Source organism: Pseudomonas sp. JQ36 (assembly GCF_053851495.1).
In genome coordinates, this window is record NZ_CM132642.1 from 3,149,293 (window position 1) to 3,171,016 (window position 21,724).

Genomic DNA, 21,724 nt, shown 5'->3' on the forward strand with positions numbered 1-21,724 from the left:
GCCCGCGCTAGCCTCGCCAGCCGCAACACGTCCTTACATCAGCACTTCCCGCCTCACGGCAGGACGCCTATGCTGAAACCACCACCTCGCAGCCCATCTTTGTGGTTGGCGGCCTACTGGCAGATGAACAGCCCCATGCACAACACCCAGACCACCGTGACTGATGAGCAGAAAGACGACAAACGCTGGAGCATCCGCGCGCTGATCGTCGATGACGATGTGCCGATCCGCGAATTGATGATCGACTACCTGGCCCGATTCAACATCCACGCCAGCGGCGTCACCGACGGCGCGGCCATGCGTCAGGCGATGCAGGCCGAGCATTTCGACGTGGTGGTGCTCGACCTGATGCTGCCCGGCGAAGACGGCCTGTCGCTGTGCCGCTGGCTGCGCGCCGAATCGGACATCCCGATCCTGATGCTCACCGCCCGCTGCGAACCCACCGATCGCATCATCGGCCTGGAACTGGGCGCCGACGACTACATGGCCAAACCGTTCGAACCACGGGAACTGGTGGCGCGGATCCAGACCATCCTGCGTCGGGTGCGCGATGACCGCACCGAACAGCGCGCCAACATTCGCTTCGACAACTGGCGCCTGAACAGTGTGCTGCGCCAGCTGATCGCCGACGATGGCCTGGTGGTGCCGCTGTCCAACGCCGAATTCCGCCTGCTCTGGGTCTTTATCGAACGCCCGCGCCGGGTACTCAGCCGCGAACAACTGCTGGACGCCGCCCGTGGCCGTTCGATCGAGGCGTTCGACCGCAGCATCGATTTGCTGGTGTCGCGCCTGCGGCAAAAACTCGGCGACGACCCGAAAGCCCCGCAGTTGATCAAAACCGTGCGCGGCGAAGGTTACTTGTTCGACGCGCGAGACATCGGCTGATGCGAGCGCGCTTCGACACGCTGTTCGGCCGCCTGTTTGGCATGCTGTTCGTGGCGATCGTCCTCGCGCACCTGCTGGCCTTTGCCTGGTTTCACCACTACGGCCCGCCCCCGCCACCACCCCCGCCGGAGTTCGCCGAGAGTGTCGACGGCCAGCGGCCGCCGCCGGATCCGCGCTTCGCCCATCGCCCGCCGCGTCCGTGGTTCGGCGGGCCGCTGGTGCCGCTGACCTTCCAGTTCATCTCGCTGATGATCGCTGCGTGGTACGGCGCCAAACTGCTCACCCGGCCCATCCAGCGCCTGAGCGACGCCGCCGAACGCCTCAGCGAGAACCTCGACAGCCCGCCGCTGGACGAGTCCGGCCCGCGTGAAGCCCGGCAAGCGGCGCACACCTTCAACCTGATGCAACAACGCATTCGCGAACAGGTGCAGCAACGGGCACGCATGCTCGGCGCCGTCTCCCACGACCTGCGCACGCCGCTGTCGCGATTGAAGCTGCGTCTGGAAAAAATCGACGACGACAAACTGCAAGGCCAGATGCGCCAAGACCTCAACGACATGATCGGCATGCTCGACGCCACCCTCACCTACCTGCACGAACAACGCACCAGCGAGGCCTTGCAGTTGATGGATGTGCAGGCGCTGGTCGAATCGTTGTGCGAGAACGCTCAGGATCAAGGCGCAGACGTTGAAGTCAGCGGCCATTGCGCACCGCTGCAGGTGCAGCCGATGGCACTGCGCTCGTGCATCAACAACCTGATGGACAACGCCCTGCGCTACGCCGGACAGGCGCGCATCGAACTGCAGGATCAGCGCGAGCAATTGCTGATCCGCGTAATCGATCACGGCCCGGGCATTGCCGAAGACAAACGCGAGGCGGTGTTCGAACCGTTCTATCGCCTGGAAGGCTCACGCAACCGCAACTCCGGCGGCGTCGGCCTGGGCATGACCATCGCCCGCGAGGCGGCACAGCGTCTGGGCGGCCAGTTGAATCTGGAAGAAACCCCGGGCGGCGGCCTGACCGCAATCATCCGCCTGCCGCGCACTTGAGAACACACCACCGATTTTGTAGGAGTGAGCCTGCTCGCGATGAGGTCAGGTCAGTCAACATCAATGTCGTCTGATGTTCCGCCATCGCGAGCAGGCTCACTCCTACAAGGTTTACCTGCACTGCCAATCTGTGTACCACCCGGTACAAAGCCAAAACACCCAGGACAACTTGCCCCTTGAGTCTGCACAAGCCGGTACACCCACCGGTTCTACAGTCCAAGGAGTGAGCCCATGATCGGTAGCGTCAGCAACTACACGAGCTATACCAGCACCAGCAGCACCACCCAGAACGCCCGCAGCCAGCAACTGCAAAAGCAGCTGTTCGCCAAACTCGACAGCAACGGCGACGGCGCGGTGGATCAGGAAGAACTGAAAAGCGCTCTGTCGCAGAAGTCCGACGACGGCCTGCTGGTCAACCTGAGCAAGCAATTCGGCGATCTGGACAGCGACGCCAGCGGCAGCCTCAGCGCCGAAGAAATGACCGCAATGGCCCCTCCTCCGCCACCTCAGGATCAAGCACCGAACACCGACCTCGCCGACGTCCTGATCAGCGCCCTCGACGCCGATGGCGACGGCGCCATCAGCAGCGACGAATTGAGCACCGGCCTGACCAGCGCCGGCAGCAGTGCCGACGGCAACCAAATCTTCTCGGCCCTGGACAAGAACAAGGATGGCACCGTCAGCCAGGACGAACTCACCGCCAGCCTCACCCCACCACCGCCACCACCGCCGCAACAAGCCTCCAGCGACGAACTGTTCAGCCAACTGGATGCCGATGGCGACGGCAGCATCAGCACGACTGAACTGAGCAGCGCCCTGCAGACCAGCGACAACACCTCGACAACCAGCACCGACACCAGCGCTGCACTGCTCAAGGTACTGGACAGCGACAGCAGTGGCGGCGTGAGCAGCGACGAACTGAAAGCGGCGCTACAGGCAGGCCGGGATCACCCGCCCGAAGAACAGACCACCATTACCCAGACCACCAGCGAAGCGCTGAACCGGATGATTGCCAACTTGAGCAAACAGTACTCGCTGGACAATGCTGCGTCGGTGGGCAAGTACCTGAATGTGGCGACCTGACCTTATGTCGTGATGGGGTGATCGTTTCCGTGCAGAGGTGTGGAAACGGTCATTTGGGTGTGGCCGTGAGAGGCTGGTTGCCTGATATGCCTCTTCGCGAGCAGGCTCACTCCTACAATTGGATGGAGTGCATTCAGTTGGAGATTGTTCGGCTATAAGGCCGCCTTCGCGAGCAAGCTCGCTCCCACAGTGGGAATGGGTTTATTCAGTTGGAAATTGGTCGGCTATAAGGCCGCCATCGCCAGCAGGCTGGCTCCTACTGTTGGATGGAGTGCATTCAGTTGGAGATTGTTCGGCTATAAGGCCGCCTTCGCGAGCAAGCTCGCTCCCACAGTGGGAATGGGTTTATTCAGTTGGAAATTGGTCGGCTATAAGGCCGCCATCGCCAGCAGGCTGGCTCCTACAGTTGGAAGGAGTGCATTCAGTTGGAGATTGTTCGGCTATAAGGCCGCCTTCGCGAGCAAGCCCGCTCCCACAGTTGGATTGGGGGTGGTCAGTTGGAAACTGGTCGGCTGTCAGGCCGCCATCGCCAGCAGGCTGGCTCCTACAGTTGGATGGAGTGCATTCAGTTGGAGATTGTTCGGCTATAAGGCCGCCTTCGCGAGCAAGCTCGCTCCCACAGTGGGAATGGGTTTATTCAGTTGGAAATTGGTCGGCTATAAGGCCGCCTTCGCGAGCAAGCCCGCTCCCACAGTTGGATTGGGGGTGGTCAGTTGGAAACTGGTCGGCTGTCAGGCCGCCATCGCCAGCAGGCTGGCTCCTACAGTTGGAAGGAGTGCATTCAGTTGGAGATTGTTCGGCTATAAGGCCGCCTTCGCGAGCAAGCCCGCTCCCACAGTTGGATTGGGGGTGGTCAGTTGGAAACTGGTCGGCTGTCAGGCCGCCATCGCCAACAGGCTGGCTCCCACAATTTTTAACTGTATGCACCGCCCGCGGCGAAGCCGCCCCACTCAATGGCCGAGTGTCAGCTCGCCGAAAGCTCTTGATCTTGCCGTGCCGGCCCCGTCGGCAGGCTGAGTGGAGGGATTTATCCGGGGGTGGGAGCGCAGCGACCGTTCGACGAAGTCGAACACATCGAGAGGAGGTGCAGCGAAGCAAACCGGAGGCGATGCCCCCGGATGAATCACGGAGCGAAGGAACCCGAGCCCCGGCGAGGGCCGAACGTTGGGGCAAGACTTTTTGGTTACTTTTGAGGCGTTTGTCAAAAGTGACTCGCCGTAAGGGCGAAACCGCCAGCCGCAACACCCGAAGCAACGGATATGCCCGCAATCCCAAAAAAGCCAAGGCGCCTAAACCCGAGCCTGACTCTTACTCCAATCCGTCAACAAACTATAAGCCACCGCCAACAACGTAGGCCCGATAAACAACCCGATAAACCCAAACGCAATCAACCCGCCAAACACCCCGAGCAACACAATCACCAACGGCAGATTCCCACCGCGGCTGATCAGATAAGGCTTCAACACGTTATCCACGCCACTGATGATGAACGTCCCCCAGATCCCAAGAAACACCGCCATCCCGTACTCGCCCTTCCACGCCAGCCAGGCCGTCGCCGGAATCCACACCAGCGGCGGCCCCATCGGAATCAGACTCAACAGAAAGGTCACGATCCCCAGCACCAACGCCCCCGGGACCCCGGCAATCAGGAACCCGACCAACGCCAGAACCGCCTGCGCCGCCGCCGTACCGATCACCCCGTTGACCACCCGCTGTACGGTGCCGGCCACCAGCTCGATGTAATACCCGGCTCGCTCGCCGATCAGGCGCTGCAGCAGACCGTGCACAAACGCCGCCAAGCGCGGCCCGTCGCGATAGAAAAAGAACACAAAGACAATGCTCAGGGTCAGCTCGAGAATCCCGCCGCCGATCTGCGCACTGCGCGCCAGCAACCAGTTACCGACCTGCCCCAGATACGGTTTGACCGACACCATCAGCGCTGCGCCCTGCTGATCGATGCTGTTCCAGATACCCACCAGCCGCTCGCCCACCAACGGCACGCTGCCGAGCCAGGCCGGCGCTTCCGGCAGACCATCGACCTGCACATCCTTGATGAACGCCGTGGCATCGCGCACATGATCGGCCAGGTTGAACCCCAGCCACACCAGCGGCGCCGCCACCAGCAACATCCAGCCCAGGGTCAAAATAGCCGCGGCGAGTGATTCGCGGCCATTGAGCCAGCGGGTCAGCAGACGCATCAGCGGCCAACTGGCGAACGCCAGCACCGCGCCCCAGAACAGCGCCGACCAGAACGGCGCCATCACCCACAGGCTGGCACCGAACAGCACCAGCAGGAGGATTTGCACCAACAGCCGATCGTTATTGAGCATGTACAGTCTCGAAGAAGTCAGTCGGTCAAAGAGTAGGCGAACACGCCGCGCGTGCACGCCCGATGCAGCTTACCGCAACAGATCGATGCGCAGGCCAGAGCCGTCGGCGCTCCCCGCCTCCATCCGCGCCGCCCGTACCCCCTGACCGATCAGCGCCTGCCGCCAGGCCTCGGCCTTGGGTCCGGCAATCGTCACGCGTTGGGTGGTGTCGAGGTTCAAGCCACGGGAAATCAGTCGTAACCAGGTGTCATCCGGATCGCCGGTCAGCTTGGGAAAGTCCAGTTCGCCGGTGCTTTTGAGCTGTCGCAACAGCGTCGCCGAGGTCGGCAGCAACTCGCCCAGCGGCGCGCCCGCTTCGAACTGCTCGACATGCAAGTAGGCTTTGCGATTGCCGCGGGTGATGCTGTAGAGCGCCACCAGGGTGTTGTCCTTCGGTGCGGCCAGACGCAACAGCAGATAGGCCTGTTGCTCATCGGCACCGTACAGCTTGGCGTTGCCGAACACTTCATTGGCCCACAGGCTGCTTTCGCCGCAATCGCGGGCCTGACACCAGAACAGCAACTCGGCGTCCTGCTTTTGCAGAGCTTGGCGGGCGGCGGTGAAGGCCTCGGTGGCGGAATGCTCCGGCGGCAACTCGTAAGTGACCGAAGTGGTCTGGCCGCGCGCCGTGACCTGGCCGTCAAAGCGCAACTGGCCGCTGATCTTGCGGATCGAGCCTAGCGGATAAATCCGCTCAAGCTCCACAGGAGGGCGATAGTCGACAATCTGCGCATCGGCCAGACGTGGCACGATCTGCAGATCCTGACTGCCTGGCACATCGGCAGCGAATAGAACGGGACTGAAACAGCACAGCGCCAACAGACTGAGTGACCGCATAGTCAGGCTCATCGGATCGGCATGGCTTGGCGGGTCGGGGTCGCAGCGGTATAGAAATCCATCGTGTTTGTCTCCCATTTCAACCCGCCCAGCCTCGACAGTTGCCCGGTGCAAGTCAAGGAATGGCGAAGAACCGATTGAAACAGTCTGCGACAAGGTCGGCACCGGACTCATCGTTCAGGTGCAAATGATGCCCGCCCGCCAGCTGTTCCTGGCTAAAGGGTAGACGCTCCAGCAACTCAGGATGTTTGGCCAGCATGCCGTCGGCGGCCACCACTAGTTGCGCCGGACAGGTGATGCGCTGGACGAAAGCCATCGCCTGCTCCTGCGTCAGGCGCAACGGCGATGGCAGAGTCAGGCGATTATCAGTGCGCCAGGTATAACCGCCGGGCACCGGCATCAAACCGCGTTGCGCCAGCAGTTCGGCGGCTTCACGACTGACCGCTACCAAACCCTTCATCCGCGCTTCGATGGCGCGGTCGAGGGTGTTGTAGACCGGTTTGCGCTTCTCACGCAGATCCAGCTGCGCCTGCAGGGCCATGCCCATGCGCTCGGCGGCATTTTCGCCTTTGTCCGTAGGAGGAATCACCCCGTCGATCAACGCCAGGTGGCTGACGCGCTCCGGCAACGAACCGGCCAGCACCAGCGAAACGATGGCGCCCATCGAATGCCCGAGCAAGCCGAAGCGCTTCCAGCCCAGTTGCTCGGCAACCTGCAACACATCGTGTGCGTAGTCCCACAGCGCATAACCGGCGCCGTTGGGTCGATGCCCTGAATGCCCGTGCCCTGCCATGTCCAATGCAATAATGCGCAGGCCTTTAAGCTTGGGTGCCAGGCGCGCAAAGCTGTTGGCGTTGTCGAGCCAGCCATGCAGGGCGATCACCGGCAGACCGTCCTCGGGGCCGAACAAGTGCGCCGCCAGTTCGATATGCGGCAGGCTCAGGCGCACTTCTTCGAAGGTCGGGCTCATGCGCAGTCCTTGTGTTGGCGGCGCTCCCAGCGCGTAAACAGCTCTTTGAGCAGGCGCGCCGTGTCTTGCGGACGTTCGAGCGGAAACATGTGCCCGCCAGGCATGCTCAGTGCTTCACCCTGCGGCAGGCGCCCGACGAATCGGGTGTGATGACGCATGACCACGCGACTCTTGTGCCCGCGCACCACGGCCAGCGGCACCTGCAATTGGCGCGTGCGGCCCGGACTGGTGTGCGGCACGCCGCGATAGATGCTGATTTCGGTAGCCGGGTCGAAGCGCAGACGCAACTTGTCGCCGACCGTATGCAATCCGTGCTGCAGGTAGGCATCGAAACATTCCGGATCGAAACCGCGAAACAGGGACTTGCCGGCAAAGTAGCTGCGTGCCGTGTCGAGATCGGCGAACTCTTCGCGCCGCCCCAACGTACGTCCGGCCGGGGTCAGTTTGTCGATGAAGCCGAAGCGCTTGGCCGCGCGGATCACCCACTGGTCGGTGCGAGTCAGCACCGGCGAATCGAGCATGACCACGCCGCGATACAGCTCAGGGCAGCGCAATGCTGCGTGCAAGTGCAACACGCCGCCAAACGAATGGCCGACGCCCCACACCGGTTGATCCTGTTGCTGCAAATGGTGGATCAGTTCGTCGACCAGGTTGTACCAGTTGTCGTCCGCCGGGAAACGTGGGTCATGGGCATGCACGTCCAGATGCGCAACCCGGTACTCGGGCGCCAGCGCCGCGAACAACTTGCCATAGGTGCCCGAAGGAAACCCGTTGGCGTGGGCGAAAAAGATCGGTTGCGACATGCGGGCTTATCCATGAACGGGAAACGTGATGTTGATTGTCCGTAAGACCACGATCGGCAGCAATGACCATAACTGCCAGAAAGGGTGGTGGAGATGTCGTGAAAAGCAAAAGATCGCAGGCTGCGCCAGCTCCTACAGGGTACCCATCCCAATGTAGGAGCTGTCGCAGGTTCGGGCCGCGATCGGACGATCTTGTGATCTTCAGCAGATCACCGGGCCGGCGGTTGCTCACCCAATGGCACCACCGCCATGGTCAACCGCGACACACAACTGGCCTTGCCTTCATCGCTGGTCAAACGGATGTCCCAGACGTGCGTGGTGCGACCAATGTGAATCGGTTTGGCCACCGCGGTCACCCGCCCGCTGCGCAAACCGCGCAAATGGTTGGCGTTGATCTCCAGCCCCACGCAGTAGAACTTGCTGGCATCGATGCACAGGTAGCTGGCCATCGAACCGACGGTTTCCGCCAGCACCACCGAGGCGCCGCCGTGCAGCAGACCGTAAGGCTGGTGGGTGCGGTGGTCGATGACCATGCTCGCCGTCAGCGATTCTTCGTCGAAGGATTCGAAGCGGATATCCAGCACTTCGCCGATGGTGTTTTTCTGGATTGCGTTCAACTGCTCGATGTTCGGAGTGGTGCGCCACAAGCTCATCGCAGGCTTCCTTTGTTGTTTTGATCGTCACTCAATCCTGCCACAGCACCGCCTCGCTGCGCGCGCTCCATTCTTCAAACCGCGCGCCGTAGGTGTCTTCAATGACGTTGCGCTTGATCTTCAAGGTCGGCGTGAGAAAACCGTTTTCCACCGCCCAACTGTCCTTGACCACCACCAGCCGCCGCAGGCGCTCGTGCTTGTCGAGCACGGCGTTGACCTCTTCCAGCAGTTTTTCCAGGCTCGAATGCAGACTGGCCCGCCCTTCTTCCTGATTGACGGTCGAGAGCACGCACAAGCCCAGCGGCGCACTCAGGCCATCGCCGACCACGCAGACCTGCTCAATGCGCGAGTGCACCGCCAGCCGGTTTTCAATCGGCGCCGGGGCCACGTACTTACCTTTGCTGGTTTTGAAGATTTCCTTGAGCCGGCCGGTCAGGCGCAAGCGGCCCTCGGCATCCTGCTCGCCCTTGTCGCCGGTACGCAGAAAACCGTCCTCGGTGAGGGTCTCCGCAGTTTTCTGCGGCTCCTTGAAATAGCCGAGCATGTTCGCCTGACTGCGCACCTGCACCTCGCCGGACTCGTCGATTCGCACCTCGACCTCCGGGCACGGTTTGCCGATCCAGCCCTGTTTGTATTGGCCCGGCAGGCAGATGTGCGAGTAGCCGCAACTCTCGGTCATGCCATAGACCTCCAGCACATCGAGGCCGAGTTTCTGATACCAACTGAGCAAGGTCTGTGGCACCGGCGCCGCGCCGGACAGCGCGACGCGCAAGGCATCAAGCCCCAGCCCGGCCAGCACCTTGTGCCCGACCCGCTTGCCAATGAATGGCAGGCCGAGCAGGAAATCCAGGCGCTTGGCCGGGATCTTGCCGTACACGCCCATCTGGAATTTGGTCCAGATCCGCGGCACGCCGAACATCGCCGTGGGCCGCGCCCGGCGCAGATCGGTGATGAAGGTGTCGAGGCTTTCGGCAAAGAACACCGTTTGCCCGGTGTAGATCGAGGCCAGCTCAACGAACATGCGTTCGGCGACATGGCACAGCGGCAGGTACGACAGCAGCCGGTCTTGCTCGTTAAGCCCGAACAGTTGCGTGCCGCGAGTCGTGGCGAACCCCAGATTGGCAAAACTGTGCATCACACCTTTGGGCAGCCCGGTGGTGCCGGAGGTGTAGATGATGGTTGCCAGTTGCTCGGCCGCAGGACGCGGATCGTCCTGGATCGGCGAGCTTTTTTGCAGGTCATCCCAACTGAAATCGAACTCGCCGGGCGGGTGCAGCGGCAGGCTGATGGTCGGCAAATCCGCCGGCACACCGACCGACATGCCCGGCCAGTCATCAAGTTTGCCAATGAACGCCAGCACACTTTCCGAATGCGTCAGGACCTGATTCACCGAGTCTGCCGTGAGGTTGGGATACAGCGGCACCGAGACGTGCCCGGCCATCCAGATCGCCAGATCGGCGATGATCCAGTGCGCGCAGTTTTTCGAGATCAGCGCGATGTGACTGCCTTGCGGCAATTCCCGTGCGCGCAGCCAGTGCGCGGCGCAGCGGGCCTGATGACCGACGTCGGCCCAGGTCAGGGTCTCGACCTGCCCGCCACCGATGGGCTGCACCAGAAAACGCTGGCGCGGATGCCGGGCCTCACGCTCGTAAAACACGTCCAGCGGCAAACGGAAGGCGGCAGACATGCGACTCGCTCCTGTTTTTTGGGTCTGGAGCAAGCGTAGTCAACCAAGCAAGTGCTTGGTTGGAAAATTCAAACAAATAATTTCAACTGAAAATGAGGGCCCTGTGGGAGCGGGCTTGCTCGCGAATGCGCTGTGTCAGTCACTGTAAATGTCACTGATAGACCGCATTCGCGAGCAAGCCCGCTCCCACAAGGAATCAGCGTCAGGGGTGCTTGAGGCTGTTGAGGGTCATCGAGCCGATGAGCAGCTCAGGGCTTTCCAGCTCAGCCAGACCGGCAGTGCCGACCTTCTCCGGCGGATGCCCGGCGCCGTGCTGCAGATAGCTCAGCAGGTTGCCCACCAACGGGTTATGGCTGACCAGCAGCACATTGCTCACCGACACCAGTTGATCGGTGACCTTGTCCGGATCGCTCTCTGGCTTCAGCCAATCGACCGTGCGGATCTCCGGCTCGAACCCCAGCGCCTCGCGGACAATCTGTGCGGTCTGTTGCGCACGCAGATAAGGGCTGGCGTAGATCGCCGTCAGCGGCTGACCGATCAACCGGGCCGCACTGCTCAACGCCTCTTGGCGACCGTGCTCGGTCAGTTCCCGTTCGGAATCGGGGCACGAGCCGTAAGGCACCGCCTCGCCGTGACGCAACACCCAGAGTTTCATAGCTTGGGTTCCTCATCACGGGCCGGATGCGGCGCTGGCGGCACGGCGTGCGGCGCTTCGCCTTCCGGGGCACGCGGGGTTGGCCAGTCGGCGAACGGCCAGGGTTTCTGGTCACTGTGAAAGCTGCCGAAACGGCCGATCTGCGCGAGGAACTGGCTCAGGCTGTCGCCGAAATTCATCAGGCTGGCGCTCGGCGCGCCGTAAATCAAACGATAGATCAGTTGCACCAGCACCACGGCGCCGAGGATGAACTGCGCCACTTGCCAGACCAGCACGTAGACGATCATCCACAGCACCCGCAGGAGAATGGATTCGTACTTGGCTTCGGTTTTCGGATCGTTCATGGCTCGCTTCCTGTTGAATCAGTTGAAACCGCTGGTGGAAATAAAGTCGACGTCGGTTTTCGGTTCGGCACGCATCAGTAGACCGATCACCTGCTCCAGCGTGCGTCCTTCAAACAGAATCGCGTGCAGCCCGGCGACCAGCGGCATGTACACGCCAACCTCCTGGGACTTGGCCTTTAGCACCTTCAGGGTGTTCACGCCTTCGGCGACTTCGCCCAGGCGCGACACCGCTTCATCAAGGCTCAAGCCCTGACCGAGGGCAAACCCGACCTGATAGTTGCGGCTCTTCGGCGACGAGCAGGTGACGATCAGATCTCCGACCCCGGCCAGACCGAGAAAGGTCATCGGGTTGGCACCCTGATTCACCGCAAAACGCGTCATCTCGGCCAACGCACGGGTGATCAGCATGCTTTTGGTGTTCTCGCCCATCTCCAGCGCCACCGCCATGCCGGCGATGATCGCGTAAACGTTTTTCAACGCCCCGCCCAGCTCGACGCCGAAACGGTCAGCACTGGCATATACGCGGAAGGTGCGACCATGCAGCGCAGCCTGCACCTGTTTGCACAATTCTTCGTCTTCGCTGGCGACCACGGTGGCGGTCAACGCGTGCTCGGCGATCTCCCGCGCCAGGTTCGGCCCGGACAGCACACCAATACGTGCCTGCGGGGCGATTTCTTCGAGGATCTGGCTCATCAGTTTGAAGGTGTGGGCTTCGATGCCCTTGGTCAGGCTGACCAGCATTTTGCCGCTCAGGCGCTCGGCGTGGGCGGCCAGCACCGTGCGCAATGCGCTCGAGGGCAGCGCGACGAAGCACAGCTCGCAGGCGTCGAGGGTGGCCTGCAGGTCAGTGACCGCAGTCACTCCCGGCAGAATCTTGATGCCTTTGAGGTAACGCGGGTTCTCGCGGTTGACCCGGATGGCCTCGGCCTGCTCGGGGTCACGCATCCACTGCCGGACTTGATGGCCGTTCTCGGCCAAAAGGTTGGCCACGGCGGTACCAAAACTTCCGCCTCCCAGGACCGCAATCGGGCGCTGTTCAGTCATATGCAATCCGTTAATCCATACCAGTGGCGATGCCGGCATTATACGGGGCGACCGGAGCGCGGCCAGCCCCTGCGTCAATTACCGACACTTGTAGGAAGAAGACCAATAAAGCCGAGGAAAATGCCCGTATCGTGACTGGAAAAGTCACTGTCCTCGGTTAACATGCGCGCCAATTCTTTGCGATCAAGGCCGTGCCGTGTCTTTTGGCTCTCCCCCCTCGCGTTCGTCACTGCTGCTGGCGCTGCTGTTCAGCCCGGTGTTGCAGGCGGACGATCTGTTTGTCGACAGCGAAACGCTGCCGCAGGTGCTGACGGCTACGCGCCTGAAACAGACGCCGGCGGAAGTGCCGGGGAGCATGACCGTGCTCGACAGTGAGCTGATCAACGCCAGCGGTGCGCGAGATATCAGCGAGTTGCTGCGGCTGGTACCGGGGATGATGGTCGGCAACATCAACGGCAATCAGGCTGCGGTCAATTATCACGGAACCAACGCCAGCGAAGCGCGGCGCATGCAGGTGCTGATCGATGGCCGCTCGGTGTACCGCGCAGGCCTGGCCACGGTGGACTGGAGCGATATTCCGGTGGCCATGGAGGACATCGAACGGATCGAGGTTTTCCGTGGGCCGAACACCGTCAGCTACGGCGCCAACGCGCTGATGGCGGTGGTCAACATCATCACCCGCAATCCGGCGGACAGCCACGGCACGCGCCTGAAGTACACCCGTGGCCAGCGTGGCATTAATGATTTCTATGCCAGCCAGGGCACAGGGTGGAATGGCGGCGACCTGCGTCTGTCGCTGTCCGGCCAGGAAGACGATGGCTTCGACAGCGACCGCACGGGCGCCGATTATCGCGACAGCCGCCGCTTGAACCGCTTCAGCCTCGCGGTCAGCCAGACCCTGAGCGACAACCAGAGCCTCGACTGGCAGATCAACGCGAAGGACGGCAGCAACCAGCGGCCCTACACCTACCGCCCAGTGTTCTCGGGGATTACCGCTGCCGGGAACAATTCCGACGTGGTCGCCAAGGATTACGCCGGCTCGGTGCGCTGGAATCTCGACATCAATCCCGAACACAGCCTTTATATACAGGGCTCGGCCCAACACTGGGATCGCCAGCAGGTGTGGCGCGCCTGCGATGCCGAAGTGTCGTTCAGCCCGCAACTGACACAGCTGTGGCAGCTCAACCCGAACTACACCGAACGGCTGGCACGCAACATCACCCGCTTCACCGGCCCCGGTCCGGAAGCCGGCACCCCGCAGGAGATGGCCCTCGCCAATCAAGTGCTGGATCAATGGCGCAACGGTGCCAGCCAGACCCTGTGCGGCGACATCGACCAAAGCGCCCGCGAGTCGCGCTACGACCTCGAATTGCAGGACACCCTCAGCCTGTCCGACAGTCTGCGGCTAGTCAGTGGCCTGAACTATCGTTACGACCGGGCCGACTCCGAGACCTACTTCAACGGCACGCTGGACGACACCACCTGGCGCGCGTTCGGCCAACTGGAGTGGCGCGCCAGTGAACACTGGCTGCTGCAGGGCGGCGCCATGTTCGAAGACACCCAACTGATCGGCAATTCACTGACGCCCCGCTTCGCCGTCAACTACCTGATCAACCCACGCCATGGCCTGCGCGCGGTGTACTCGGAGGCGATCCGTTCGCCGGACATGTTCGAGAACAACGTCAACTGGAGCTATCAGGTAAGTAACCTGCGGCCGTCCGCCTACGGCCAGTCTTCGGCGCGCTACTTCGTCAAGACCCGTGGCCCGGGCAATCTCGATCAGGAACACATGCGCTCGCGCGAGTTGGGCTACAACGGCTATTTCGCCGAGCTGGGCCTGGCCGTGGACGTGAAGCTGTTCTACGACGAAATCACCGGGATGATCAGCGAGCCGCTGCGTAACAACCAGTACATCGCCAGCAACGCCAACAGCTCGCGCTTTCGCGGCACCGAAACCCAGCTCGACTGGCGCCTGAGCATGATTGATCGCCTGCGCTTCACCTACGCCTTCGTCGACGCCGAAGCGAGCAACCCGCTGGATCAGCAATTCACTGCGCGCAACAGCGGTTCTGCCGGCTGGCTGCGTGATTGGGGCCACGGCTGGAACAGCGCCCTGTTCTATTACGGCGACAACGCGCTCAACGGCTACCGCTTCGAACGGGTCGACACGCGCATCGCCAAACGCATCCCGCTGGGCAAAGCCCAACTGCAACTGGCCGGCGTGCTGCAGCAGCGGCTCGACAATGAACCGACCACTTTCGTCGACAACAATTACGACGAACGCCGGGTGCTGTACTTCAGCGCCGAGCTGGAGTTCTAGGGTGCGCTACGCCACGCCAAACAAGACGCCAACCCTCGGCCACTGGCTGGCGGGTGTCTGTCTGTTTTTGACCGCGTGGCTGCACGGCGTGGCGGTGCAAGCCGCAGACATTCTGTTGACCGGCGCCGAAGAAAGCCCCGGGGTGCAGGCCTTCGTCCAGGCCCTGAGCGAGCTGCGTCCCACCGACAACGTGCGCTTCCAGCCGCTGGCCAGCCTGCCGGCACCGGGCAAGTTGCCAAGCAATTTGCGGATGATTCTGCTCGATCTGCCCAGCCTCGACTGGCGCCTGCAGGAGCCCCAAGGCCCGGCGACGCTGGTGTTGCGCATCAGCCGATTGCAAGCGCGGCAACGCCTGGGTGGCGCACAACCGCCGCACTTGAGTCTGTTATGGAGCGATCCACCGTTGGGGCGGCAACTGCAACTGATTCGGCGGATTCTGCCGCAGGTGCGGCGGGTCGGCGTGCTGTTCGACCAGCACAGCGAATTCCTGCTCAAGGAGCTGCACCAGGCCGCAGCGCCGCTGAATCTGCAAATCGTCAGCCAGCGTTGGGACAACACCCAGGACAGTCGCCCGCTGCAAAGCGTGCTGAGAAACAGTGATGTGTTGCTGGGCCTTGACGATCCCGATCTGTACAACCCGAAAACCGCGAAAAACCTGCTGCTCAGCAGTTACTCCCGGCAAGTGGCGCTGGTCGGGCCGAACGCGGCGTTCGTGCGGGCCGGCAGCCTCGCCAGCACTTACAGCGATCAGCCCGACTGGCTGGCGATCCTCGACCAGTTGCTGGATCGCCCGCCGGCAACGTGGCCGCGCACGCTCTACCCCGATCGTTTCAAGGTCTCAAGTAATGTGCAGGTCGCTCGTTCCCTGGGTATCGAGCCAATCGATGAAGCGTCTGTAGCCCGTCAGTTGGCTGAAGGAGAAAGCCACCCATGAATCTGCGTCGCCGCTGGGACATCAACACCCGCACGCAATTGATCAGCCTCGGCCCGGCCCTGCTGCTCACGCTGCTGCTGATCAGCTTCTTTACCTTCGTGCGGATTCAGGATCTACGTCAGGAGCTCAATCACACCGGGCAATTGATCGCCAACCAACTGGCGCCCGCCACCGAGTACGGGGTGATTTCCGGCAACAACGAAGTGCTGGAAAGCCTGCTCAAAGCGACCCTGGCCACACCGAACGTGCGCTTTCTGGAAGTGCAGGACAGCGCCAACCGGATTCTCGCCTATGTTGAGCAAGCCGCCGACGCGCACAACCGCCCGCATCAGGTCGAGGTATTCCAGGCCCCGGTGCGCCTGCAACGGATCGCCCTCAACAGTGATTTTTTCCACGACGCCAAAGCCAGCAATAACGTGACCAGCGAGGACTATCTGGGCCGGGTGATCGTCGGTCTGTCCAACGATGCCTTCAGTCAGCGCCAGCAGGAAATTCTGCTCAAGGCCGGGATTCTGGCGTTGTTTGCCCTGCTCTTCACTTTTGTTCTGGCGCGGCGTCTGGCCGGCAGCCTGTCGGCGCCGATTCGCGATATCGGCAACGCGGTCAAAGCGATACAGCAAGGCGACTACAAAACCCCGCTGCCAATCGTTGATGACACTGAATTGGGCGCCCTGTCGCAACACATCAACAACCTCGCCCAGGCACTGGAACAGGCCAGCCGCGAACAACATCAGGCGATGGCGCAACTGATCCAGACCCGCGAGGAGGCGGAAAAGGCCAACAACGCCAAATCCGATTTTCTGGCGATGATGAGCCACGAACTGCGCACCCCCATGAACGGTGTGCTGGGCATGTTGCAGTTGCTGGAAACCACGGACATGACCGAGGAGCAGATCGAGTACGCGGCGCTTGCTTCGGAGTCGACCGAACATCTGCTGAAAGTCATCAATGACATCCTCGACTTCTCGCGGATCGAACGCTCGGAGCTGGAACTGGAGCACATCCCGTTCAACCTCGCCGACCTGATCGGCGCTTGCGCCCAGTCGTTCCAGCACAGCGCGGTGCAGCGTGGCCTGGACCTGAATCTGCGGATCCCCGAGGACATGCGCGACTTGCAGGTGCAGGGCGACCCGACGCGGATCCGGCAGATTCTGGTCAACCTGGTGGGCAACGCGTTGAAGTTCACCGAGCGCGGCCGGGTCAGCATCGAGGCGCAGTGGCAGTCTCTGGATCACGAACTGCTGTGGTTCACCTGTTCCGTGCGCGACAGCGGCATCGGCATCTCCTCGGAAAGTCTGGAGTTGATGTTCAACGCCTTTCAGCAGGCCGACAGCTCGATTTCCCGACGCTATGGCGGCACTGGCCTCGGCCTGCCGATCGCCCGCACCCTGGCCGAACGCATGGGCGGGACGTTGCGCGCGCAAAGTGAAGAAGGCCTGGGATCGGTGTTCACTCTGGAAATCCCGCTGGCCTTATATAAGCAGACGTTGCCGCAACTGGCGGCACCGCGCGCGGCCAATGGCAACGGGCATGGTGAAGGGCGCAATGTGTTGCTGGTGGAGGACAATCCGGTCAACCAGACAGTCATCGAAGCCATGCTGCGCAGCCTTGGGTTTACCGTCAGCGTCGCCAACGATGGCGCGCAAGCGGTGCGCAGCGCCGAAGGCAATGATTTCGAAGTGATTCTGATGGACTGCCGGTTGCCGATCATCGACGGTTACGAGGCGACCCGGCAGATCCGCCAACTGCCCGGACGCGGCGAGGTGCCGATCATCGCGCTGACCGCCAACGCCTTGCAGGGCGACCGTGAAACCTGCCTGTCGGCGGGCATGAACGATTACCTGGCGAAGCCGTTCAAACGCAATGACCTACAACAGATTCTGCAGCGCTGGGTGCAGTAGTGACGGTTTTTCGACCATCTGCGACTGGCGTGAAAAGCGAAAGTGCGGCAGTCTTAGGCACCCGAACAAGCCTCAAAAGAGGCTTGAATAAAAATTTCAGTGCACAAGTGTACATTCATGTCCTTGGTGCTGTGACTTTCACCACAACGCAATAGTCTATGAGTAGGCTGCCGGTACGAGGCATGAACGCGTCGATCGGCCGGGAAGATTTGCCCCACCTGCCGCATGGGATTATTGAGGAGCTCGCATGACCAAACAAAACGCCTTTACTCGGGAAGACCTGCTGCGCTGCAGTCGCGGTGAGCTGTTCGGCCCAGGTAACGCGCAACTGCCCGCCCCGAACATGCTGATGGTGGATCGCATCACCCTGATCAGCGAAGAAGGCGGCAAGTACGGCAAAGGTGAATTGGTCGCCGAGCTGGATATCAACCCTGACCTGTGGTTCTTCGCGTGCCACTTCGAGGGCGATCCGGTGATGCCGGGCTGCCTGGGTCTGGACGCCATGTGGCAACTGGTCGGCTTCTTCCTGGGCTGGCAAGGCCTGCCGGGCCGTGGCCGTGCGCTGGGTTCGGGCGAAGTGAAATTCTTCGGCCAGGTCCTGCCGACCGCCAAGAAAGTCACCTATAACATTCATATCAAACGCGTCCTCAAAGGCAAGCTGAACCTGGCCATCGCCGATGGTTCGGTGACTGTCGACGGTCGCGAAATCTACACCGCCGAAGGCCTTCGCGTCGGCGTGTTCACCTCCACTGACAACTTCTAAGGGTTATTCGCATGCGCCGCGTCGTTATCACTGGTCTGGGCATTGTTTCGTGCCTGGGCAATGACAAAGAGACCGTCTCCGCTAACCTGCGTGCAAGCCGCCCTGGCATCCGGTTCAACCCGGAATATGCTGAAATGGGTCTGCGTAGCCAGGTTTCCGGCTCCATCGACCTCAACCTTGAAGAATTGATCGATCGCAAGATCTATCGTTTCGTCGGCCACGCAGCGGCTTACGCCTACCTGGCCATGAAAGACGCCATTGCTGACTCCGGCCTGACCGAAGAGCAAGTGTCCAACCCGCGTACCGGCCTGATCGCCGGCTCGGGCGGCGCGTCGACCCTGAACCAGATGGAAGCGCTGGACATCCTGCGCGAGAAAGGCGTGAAGCGCGTTGGCCCATACCGTGTAACGCGGACCATGAGCAGCACCGTTTCCGCATGCCTGGCCACGCCGTTCAAGATCAAGGGCCTGAACTACTCCATCGCTTCCGCCTGCGCCACCAGTGCTCACTGCATCGGTACCGCCATGGAACAGATCCAGATGGGCAAGCAGGACATCGTCTTCGCCGGTGGCGGTGAAGAAGAGCACTGGAGCCAGTCGTTCCTGTTCGACGCGATGGGCGCCCTGTCCAGCAAGCGCAACGACACCCCGGAACAAGCCTCCCGCGCCTACGACGCCGACCGTGACGGTTTCGTCATCGCTGGCGGTGGCGGCATGGTCGTGGTTGAAGAGCTGGAACACGCTCTGGCCCGTGGCGCCAAGATCTACGCCGAAATCGTTGGCTACGGCGCGACGTCCGACGGCTATGACATGGTTGCCCCGAGCGGCGAAGGCGCAATCCGCTGCATGCAGCAGGCGTTGTCCACCGTCGACACCCCGATCGACTACCTGAACACCCACGGTACCTCGACTCCGGTCGGCGACGTCGCGGAAATGAAAGGTGTGCGTGAAGTGTTCGGCGACAAGGCTCCTGCGATCAGCTCGACCAAGAGCCTGTCCGGTCACTCGCTGGGCGCCGCCGGTGTTCACGAAGCGATCTACTGCATGCTGATGATGGAAGGCAACTTCATCGCCGGTTCCGCCAACATCGACGAACTGGACCCTGAAGTGGCCGATCTGCCGGTGCTGACCAAGACCCGCGAGAACGCCACCATCAACACCGTGATGAGCAACAGCTTCGGCTTCGGCGGCACCAACGCCACGCTGGTGCTGAAGCGCTGGGAAGGCAAGTAATTCCCCGCTGCTGAGCCACACATGAAAACGCCCCGACTGGTTCGGGGCGTTTTTTTTGGTCTGCAGAAAGTCACCAGGCACTCCGCTTTACCTTGTGGGAGCGGGCTTGCCCGCGAAAGCGCTGAGTCAGGTATGAAGACGGCGACTGATACTCCGCATTCGCGAGCAAGCCCGCTCCCACAAGGGATATCAGTGCGCTTGAAAATGAAACTTCTGTCATGAAACCTTGCACCCTGCGACCGAATGTCGCGGGTTACGCGGGCTGCAGCACTGTTGCAAAAACCGCAACAACACCTTGCGCAAATCAAGCGTTTACTTAGCAAGCTAACAAATCATATAAAAGAGTCCTGCACACGCCTTGCTGCAGATAACTTGAGATTTGGAGCTAGCAGATGACTGTAAAAGTAACTGAACGCGACGATTCACACATGTCCCACGAAGGCGTAGCCGCCGGTATCCGCATCTGGGATGTGCATCAACAAGACTTGCTGGTCGGCATGTTCCACAACGAGATCGACGCCCACAACTACAAGGCCGAACTGGAACTGCAGGAACAGCAGCGGGATCTGAAATCCGCTTAGGCAAATATTGAACCTGTGGCGAGGGAGCTTGCTCCCGCTGGACTGCGCGGCAGGCCCTGTTTTAAAACAAGGGCCGCTTCGCGCCCCAGCGGGAGCAAGCTCCCTCGCCACAGTTGTGTTGTTACAGCTTTATCGGTTTACCACATCAGGTCATCAGGGATCTGATAGGCCGCGTACGGATCGTCCTCGGCATTGACCTCTTCGGTCTGCACGTTGAGCTGCACGATACGCTGCGGGTCGCGCTCCTGGATCTTCAGCGCCGCTTCACGGGGGATCACTTCGTAGCCGCCGGCATGGTGCACGATCGCCAGCGAGCCGCTGCTGAGCTTGTTGCGCATCAGCGTGTTGACCGAGATGCGCTTGACCTTCTTGTCGTCGACGAAGTTGTAGTAGTCCTCGGTGGTCAGCTTCGGCAGACGCGAGACTTCGATCAACTGCTTGACCTGCGCGGCGCGGGCCTTGGCCTCGGCCTTTTCCTGCTGCTGACGGTTCAGCTCCTGGTCGCGCTTGACCTTCTCGGCCATGGCTTCCTGGGCGGCGCGCTGCTGCGAATCATCCAGCTCGGCCTGCCCTTTGTGGGCCAGACGCTGTTGCTTCTGCTTGTCTTTGCTGACCTGTTTGGCCTGCTTTTGGTTGACCAGGCCTGCTTTGAGCAACTGGTCGCGAAGGGAAAGGCTCATTAATGCTTACTCACTTGGGCAACGGCTCAGCCGCAGCTGGGCAAATTCTTTTCCTGACGTTTGGCTTCACCCCACAGGGCGTCCAACTCTTCGAGGGTGCAATCTTCCATGGGACGACGGGTGTCGCGCAATGCCTGTTCGATAAAACGGAAACGTCTTTCAAACTTGGCGTTGGCGCCACGCAGCGTGGTTTCCGGATCGACCTTCAGGTGCCGGGCCAGATTGACCACGGAAAACAGCAGATCGCCGATCTCGTCGGCCACTGCTTGCGGATCGTTTTCGGCCATGGCTTCGAGCACCTCATCGAGCTCTTCGCGCACCTTGTCCAGCACCGGCAACGCATCCGGCCAGTCGAAGCCGACCTGCGCAGCGCGCTTCTGCAATTTGGCCGAACGCGACAGCGCCGGCAACGCGGCAGGCACGTCATCGAGCAGTGACAGCTGCTGCGGCGCGGCGGATTTCTCGGCGCGCTCTTCGGCCTTGATCTCTTCCCAGCGCTGCTTGACCTGCTCTTCGCTCAAGCGTGGTACGTCCAGCGGCGCATACAGATCGCCGGTGGGGAACACGTGCGGATGGCGGCGGATCAGCTTGCGGGTAATGCTGTCGATCACCCCGGCGAACTCGAAGCGCCCTTCTTCCTTGGCCAACTGGCTGTAATAAACCACTTGAAACAGCAGATCGCCCAGCTCGCCCTGCAAGTGATCGAAGTCGCCTCGCTCGATGGCGTCGGCCACTTCGTAGGCTTCTTCGAGGGTGTGCGGGACGATGGTCGCGTAGGTTTGCTTGATGTCCCACGGGCAACCGTACTGCCGGTCGCGCAGGCGGTTCATCAGGTGGAGCAGGTCTTCAAGTGAATACATCTGTCATGCCTCTACACAAAACCAATGTGGGAGCGGGCTTGCTCGCGAATGCGGTGTGTCATTCAGCGTCAATA

The 21,724-nt window shown here is 61.5% G+C and carries 21 protein-coding genes; 10 read left to right on the plus strand and 11 right to left on the minus strand.

The genetic code is table 11. The features are described 5' to 3' along the window. Positions 1 to 135 precede the first annotated feature (135 nt). The 4 genes from ACS4NR_RS14115 (at position 136) to ACS4NR_RS14130 (ending at position 4,034) form a co-directional block, all read left to right on the plus strand. Positions 136 to 885, plus strand: a complete 750-nt coding sequence (locus ACS4NR_RS14115) for a response regulator (RefSeq protein WP_041073744.1) — start codon at positions 136 to 138, stop codon at positions 883 to 885. Next, the gene (locus ACS4NR_RS14120) at positions 885 to 1,934 is read left to right on the plus strand and encodes a sensor histidine kinase (RefSeq protein ID WP_456017716.1); all 1,050 of its coding nucleotides are present in this window, start codon (positions 885 to 887) and stop codon (positions 1,932 to 1,934) included. Before ACS4NR_RS14115 ends, ACS4NR_RS14120 begins: the two co-directional genes overlap by 1 nt. 231 nt (positions 1,935 to 2,165) lie before the next feature. After that, on the plus strand, positions 2,166 to 3,017 hold the full coding sequence (gene xopAW, locus ACS4NR_RS14125; RefSeq protein ID WP_456017717.1) for a XopAW family type III secretion system calcium-binding effector: 852 nt from the start codon (positions 2,166 to 2,168) through the stop codon (positions 3,015 to 3,017). A gap of 144 nt (positions 3,018 to 3,161) precedes the next feature. Then, positions 3,162 to 4,034 (plus strand): hypothetical protein, encoded by an 873-nt coding sequence (locus tag ACS4NR_RS14130; protein WP_456017718.1) that lies wholly within the window; start codon positions 3,162 to 3,164, stop codon positions 4,032 to 4,034. Positions 4,035 to 4,306: 272 nt separating this feature from the next. Here ACS4NR_RS14130 and ACS4NR_RS14135 read toward each other — a convergent pair whose 3' ends face one another. From ACS4NR_RS14135 to ACS4NR_RS14175, 9 genes are all read right to left on the minus strand, one after another. After that, a complete protein-coding gene (locus ACS4NR_RS14135) occupies positions 4,307 to 5,347 on the minus strand; it encodes an AI-2E family transporter (protein WP_456017719.1) in 1,041 nt (346 codons plus the stop codon). Between the two features lie 69 nt (positions 5,348 to 5,416). Beyond that, complete coding sequence (locus tag ACS4NR_RS14140; protein ID WP_095137175.1) at positions 5,417 to 6,223, minus strand: DUF4892 domain-containing protein; 807 nt, start codon at positions 6,221 to 6,223, stop codon at positions 5,417 to 5,419. A gap of 115 nt (positions 6,224 to 6,338) precedes the next feature. Further along, entirely contained in the window at positions 6,339 to 7,193 is an 855-nt protein-coding gene (locus ACS4NR_RS14145) for an alpha/beta hydrolase (protein WP_095137174.1), read from the minus strand. After that, the gene (locus ACS4NR_RS14150) at positions 7,190 to 7,996 is read right to left on the minus strand and encodes an alpha/beta fold hydrolase (RefSeq protein WP_456017720.1); all 807 of its coding nucleotides are present in this window, start codon (positions 7,994 to 7,996) and stop codon (positions 7,190 to 7,192) included. Before ACS4NR_RS14150 ends, ACS4NR_RS14145 begins: the two co-directional genes overlap by 4 nt. 209 nt (positions 7,997 to 8,205) lie before the next feature. Next, entirely contained in the window at positions 8,206 to 8,649 is a 444-nt protein-coding gene (locus ACS4NR_RS14155; protein ID WP_027612314.1) for a hotdog fold thioesterase, read from the minus strand. 31 nt (positions 8,650 to 8,680) lie between these two features. Beyond that, complete coding sequence (locus ACS4NR_RS14160; RefSeq protein WP_253151357.1) at positions 8,681 to 10,336, minus strand: AMP-binding protein; 1,656 nt, start codon at positions 10,334 to 10,336, stop codon at positions 8,681 to 8,683. 202 nt (positions 10,337 to 10,538) lie between these two features. Further along, entirely contained in the window at positions 10,539 to 10,991 is a 453-nt protein-coding gene (sixA, locus tag ACS4NR_RS14165) for a phosphohistidine phosphatase SixA (RefSeq protein ID WP_456017721.1), read from the minus strand. Further along, positions 10,988 to 11,335 carry a DUF4389 domain-containing protein gene (locus ACS4NR_RS14170; RefSeq protein ID WP_007968953.1) on the minus strand — a complete coding sequence of 116 codons (348 nt, stop codon included), beginning with the start codon at positions 11,333 to 11,335 and terminating at the stop codon, positions 10,988 to 10,990. The genes sixA and ACS4NR_RS14170 overlap by 4 nt, the downstream gene beginning before the upstream one ends. An 18-nt stretch (positions 11,336 to 11,353) precedes the next feature. Further along, positions 11,354 to 12,379, minus strand: coding sequence for an NAD(P)H-dependent glycerol-3-phosphate dehydrogenase (locus tag ACS4NR_RS14175; protein WP_007968955.1), 1,026 nt, complete (start codon positions 12,377 to 12,379; stop codon positions 11,354 to 11,356). Positions 12,380 to 12,575: 196 nt separating this feature from the next. Here ACS4NR_RS14175 and ACS4NR_RS14180 point away from each other — a divergent pair, with 196 nt between their 5' ends. The 6 genes from ACS4NR_RS14180 (at position 12,576) to ACS4NR_RS14205 (ending at position 20,110) form a co-directional block, all read left to right on the plus strand. Then, the gene (locus ACS4NR_RS14180) at positions 12,576 to 14,699 is read left to right on the plus strand and encodes a TonB-dependent receptor plug domain-containing protein (protein WP_456017722.1); all 2,124 of its coding nucleotides are present in this window, start codon (positions 12,576 to 12,578) and stop codon (positions 14,697 to 14,699) included. A gap of 1 nt (position 14,700) precedes the next feature. Next, entirely contained in the window at positions 14,701 to 15,633 is a 933-nt protein-coding gene (locus tag ACS4NR_RS14185) for an ABC transporter substrate-binding protein (protein WP_115984154.1), read from the plus strand. After that, positions 15,630 to 17,534 carry a response regulator gene (locus ACS4NR_RS14190; RefSeq protein ID WP_095137167.1) on the plus strand — a complete coding sequence of 635 codons (1,905 nt, stop codon included), beginning with the start codon at positions 15,630 to 15,632 and terminating at the stop codon, positions 17,532 to 17,534. The genes ACS4NR_RS14185 and ACS4NR_RS14190 overlap by 4 nt, the downstream gene beginning before the upstream one ends. Positions 17,535 to 17,781: 247 nt before the next feature. Beyond that, positions 17,782 to 18,297, plus strand: coding sequence for a 3-hydroxyacyl-[acyl-carrier-protein] dehydratase FabA (gene fabA / locus ACS4NR_RS14195; RefSeq protein ID WP_003227150.1), 516 nt, complete (start codon positions 17,782 to 17,784; stop codon positions 18,295 to 18,297). An 11-nt stretch (positions 18,298 to 18,308) separates the two neighbouring features. Then, the gene (gene fabB / locus ACS4NR_RS14200; protein WP_007957797.1) at positions 18,309 to 19,529 is read left to right on the plus strand and encodes a beta-ketoacyl-ACP synthase I; all 1,221 of its coding nucleotides are present in this window, start codon (positions 18,309 to 18,311) and stop codon (positions 19,527 to 19,529) included. A 392-nt stretch (positions 19,530 to 19,921) separates the two neighbouring features. Then, a complete protein-coding gene (locus ACS4NR_RS14205; RefSeq protein ID WP_095137166.1) occupies positions 19,922 to 20,110 on the plus strand; it encodes a hypothetical protein in 189 nt (62 codons plus the stop codon). A 137-nt stretch (positions 20,111 to 20,247) separates the two neighbouring features. On the opposite strand, the gene ACS4NR_RS14210 is transcribed toward ACS4NR_RS14205, so the two are convergent. After that, positions 20,248 to 20,790, minus strand: coding sequence for a DUF2058 domain-containing protein (locus ACS4NR_RS14210; protein ID WP_007968960.1), 543 nt, complete (start codon positions 20,788 to 20,790; stop codon positions 20,248 to 20,250). Between the two features lie 26 nt (positions 20,791 to 20,816). Beyond that, a complete protein-coding gene (gene mazG, locus ACS4NR_RS14215; protein ID WP_456017723.1) occupies positions 20,817 to 21,650 on the minus strand; it encodes a nucleoside triphosphate pyrophosphohydrolase in 834 nt (277 codons plus the stop codon). Between the last annotated feature and the right edge of the window lie 74 nt (positions 21,651 to 21,724).

Bases quoted from the DNA above. Each gene is read 5' to 3' on its own strand.
- ACS4NR_RS14170 (WP_007968953.1), bottom strand. From the start codon at position 11,335: ATGAACGATCCGAAAACCGAAGCCAAGTACGAATCCATTCTCCTGCGG.
- ACS4NR_RS14140 (WP_095137175.1), bottom strand. From the start codon at position 6,223: ATGCGGTCACTCAGTCTGTTGGCGCTGTGCTGTTTCAGTCCCGTTCTA.
- sixA (WP_456017721.1), bottom strand. From the start codon at position 10,991: ATGAAACTCTGGGTGTTGCGTCACGGCGAGGCGGTGCCTTACGGCTCG.
- ACS4NR_RS14145 (WP_095137174.1), bottom strand. From the start codon at position 7,193: ATGAGCCCGACCTTCGAAGAAGTGCGCCTGAGCCTGCCGCATATCGAA.
- ACS4NR_RS14175 (WP_007968955.1), bottom strand. From the start codon at position 12,379: ATGACTGAACAGCGCCCGATTGCGGTCCTGGGAGGCGGAAGTTTTGGT.
- ACS4NR_RS14155 (WP_027612314.1), bottom strand. From the start codon at position 8,649: ATGAGCTTGTGGCGCACCACTCCGAACATCGAGCAGTTGAACGCAATC.
- ACS4NR_RS14210 (WP_007968960.1), bottom strand. From the start codon at position 20,790: ATGAGCCTTTCCCTTCGCGACCAGTTGCTCAAAGCAGGCCTGGTCAAC.
- mazG (WP_456017723.1), bottom strand. From the start codon at position 21,650: ATGTATTCACTTGAAGACCTGCTCCACCTGATGAACCGCCTGCGCGAC.
- ACS4NR_RS14135 (WP_456017719.1), bottom strand. From the start codon at position 5,347: ATGCTCAATAACGATCGGCTGTTGGTGCAAATCCTCCTGCTGGTGCTG.
- ACS4NR_RS14205 (WP_095137166.1), top strand. From the start codon at position 19,922: ATGACTGTAAAAGTAACTGAACGCGACGATTCACACATGTCCCACGAA.
- ACS4NR_RS14120 (WP_456017716.1), top strand. From the start codon at position 885: ATGCGAGCGCGCTTCGACACGCTGTTCGGCCGCCTGTTTGGCATGCTG.
- fabB (WP_007957797.1), top strand. From the start codon at position 18,309: ATGCGCCGCGTCGTTATCACTGGTCTGGGCATTGTTTCGTGCCTGGGC.
- xopAW (WP_456017717.1), top strand. From the start codon at position 2,166: ATGATCGGTAGCGTCAGCAACTACACGAGCTATACCAGCACCAGCAGC.
- ACS4NR_RS14150 (WP_456017720.1), bottom strand. From the start codon at position 7,996: ATGTCGCAACCGATCTTTTTCGCCCACGCCAACGGGTTTCCTTCGGGC.
- ACS4NR_RS14190 (WP_095137167.1), top strand. From the start codon at position 15,630: ATGAATCTGCGTCGCCGCTGGGACATCAACACCCGCACGCAATTGATC.
- ACS4NR_RS14115 (WP_041073744.1), top strand. From the start codon at position 136: ATGCACAACACCCAGACCACCGTGACTGATGAGCAGAAAGACGACAAA.
- ACS4NR_RS14160 (WP_253151357.1), bottom strand. From the start codon at position 10,336: ATGTCTGCCGCCTTCCGTTTGCCGCTGGACGTGTTTTACGAGCGTGAG.
- fabA (WP_003227150.1), top strand. From the start codon at position 17,782: ATGACCAAACAAAACGCCTTTACTCGGGAAGACCTGCTGCGCTGCAGT.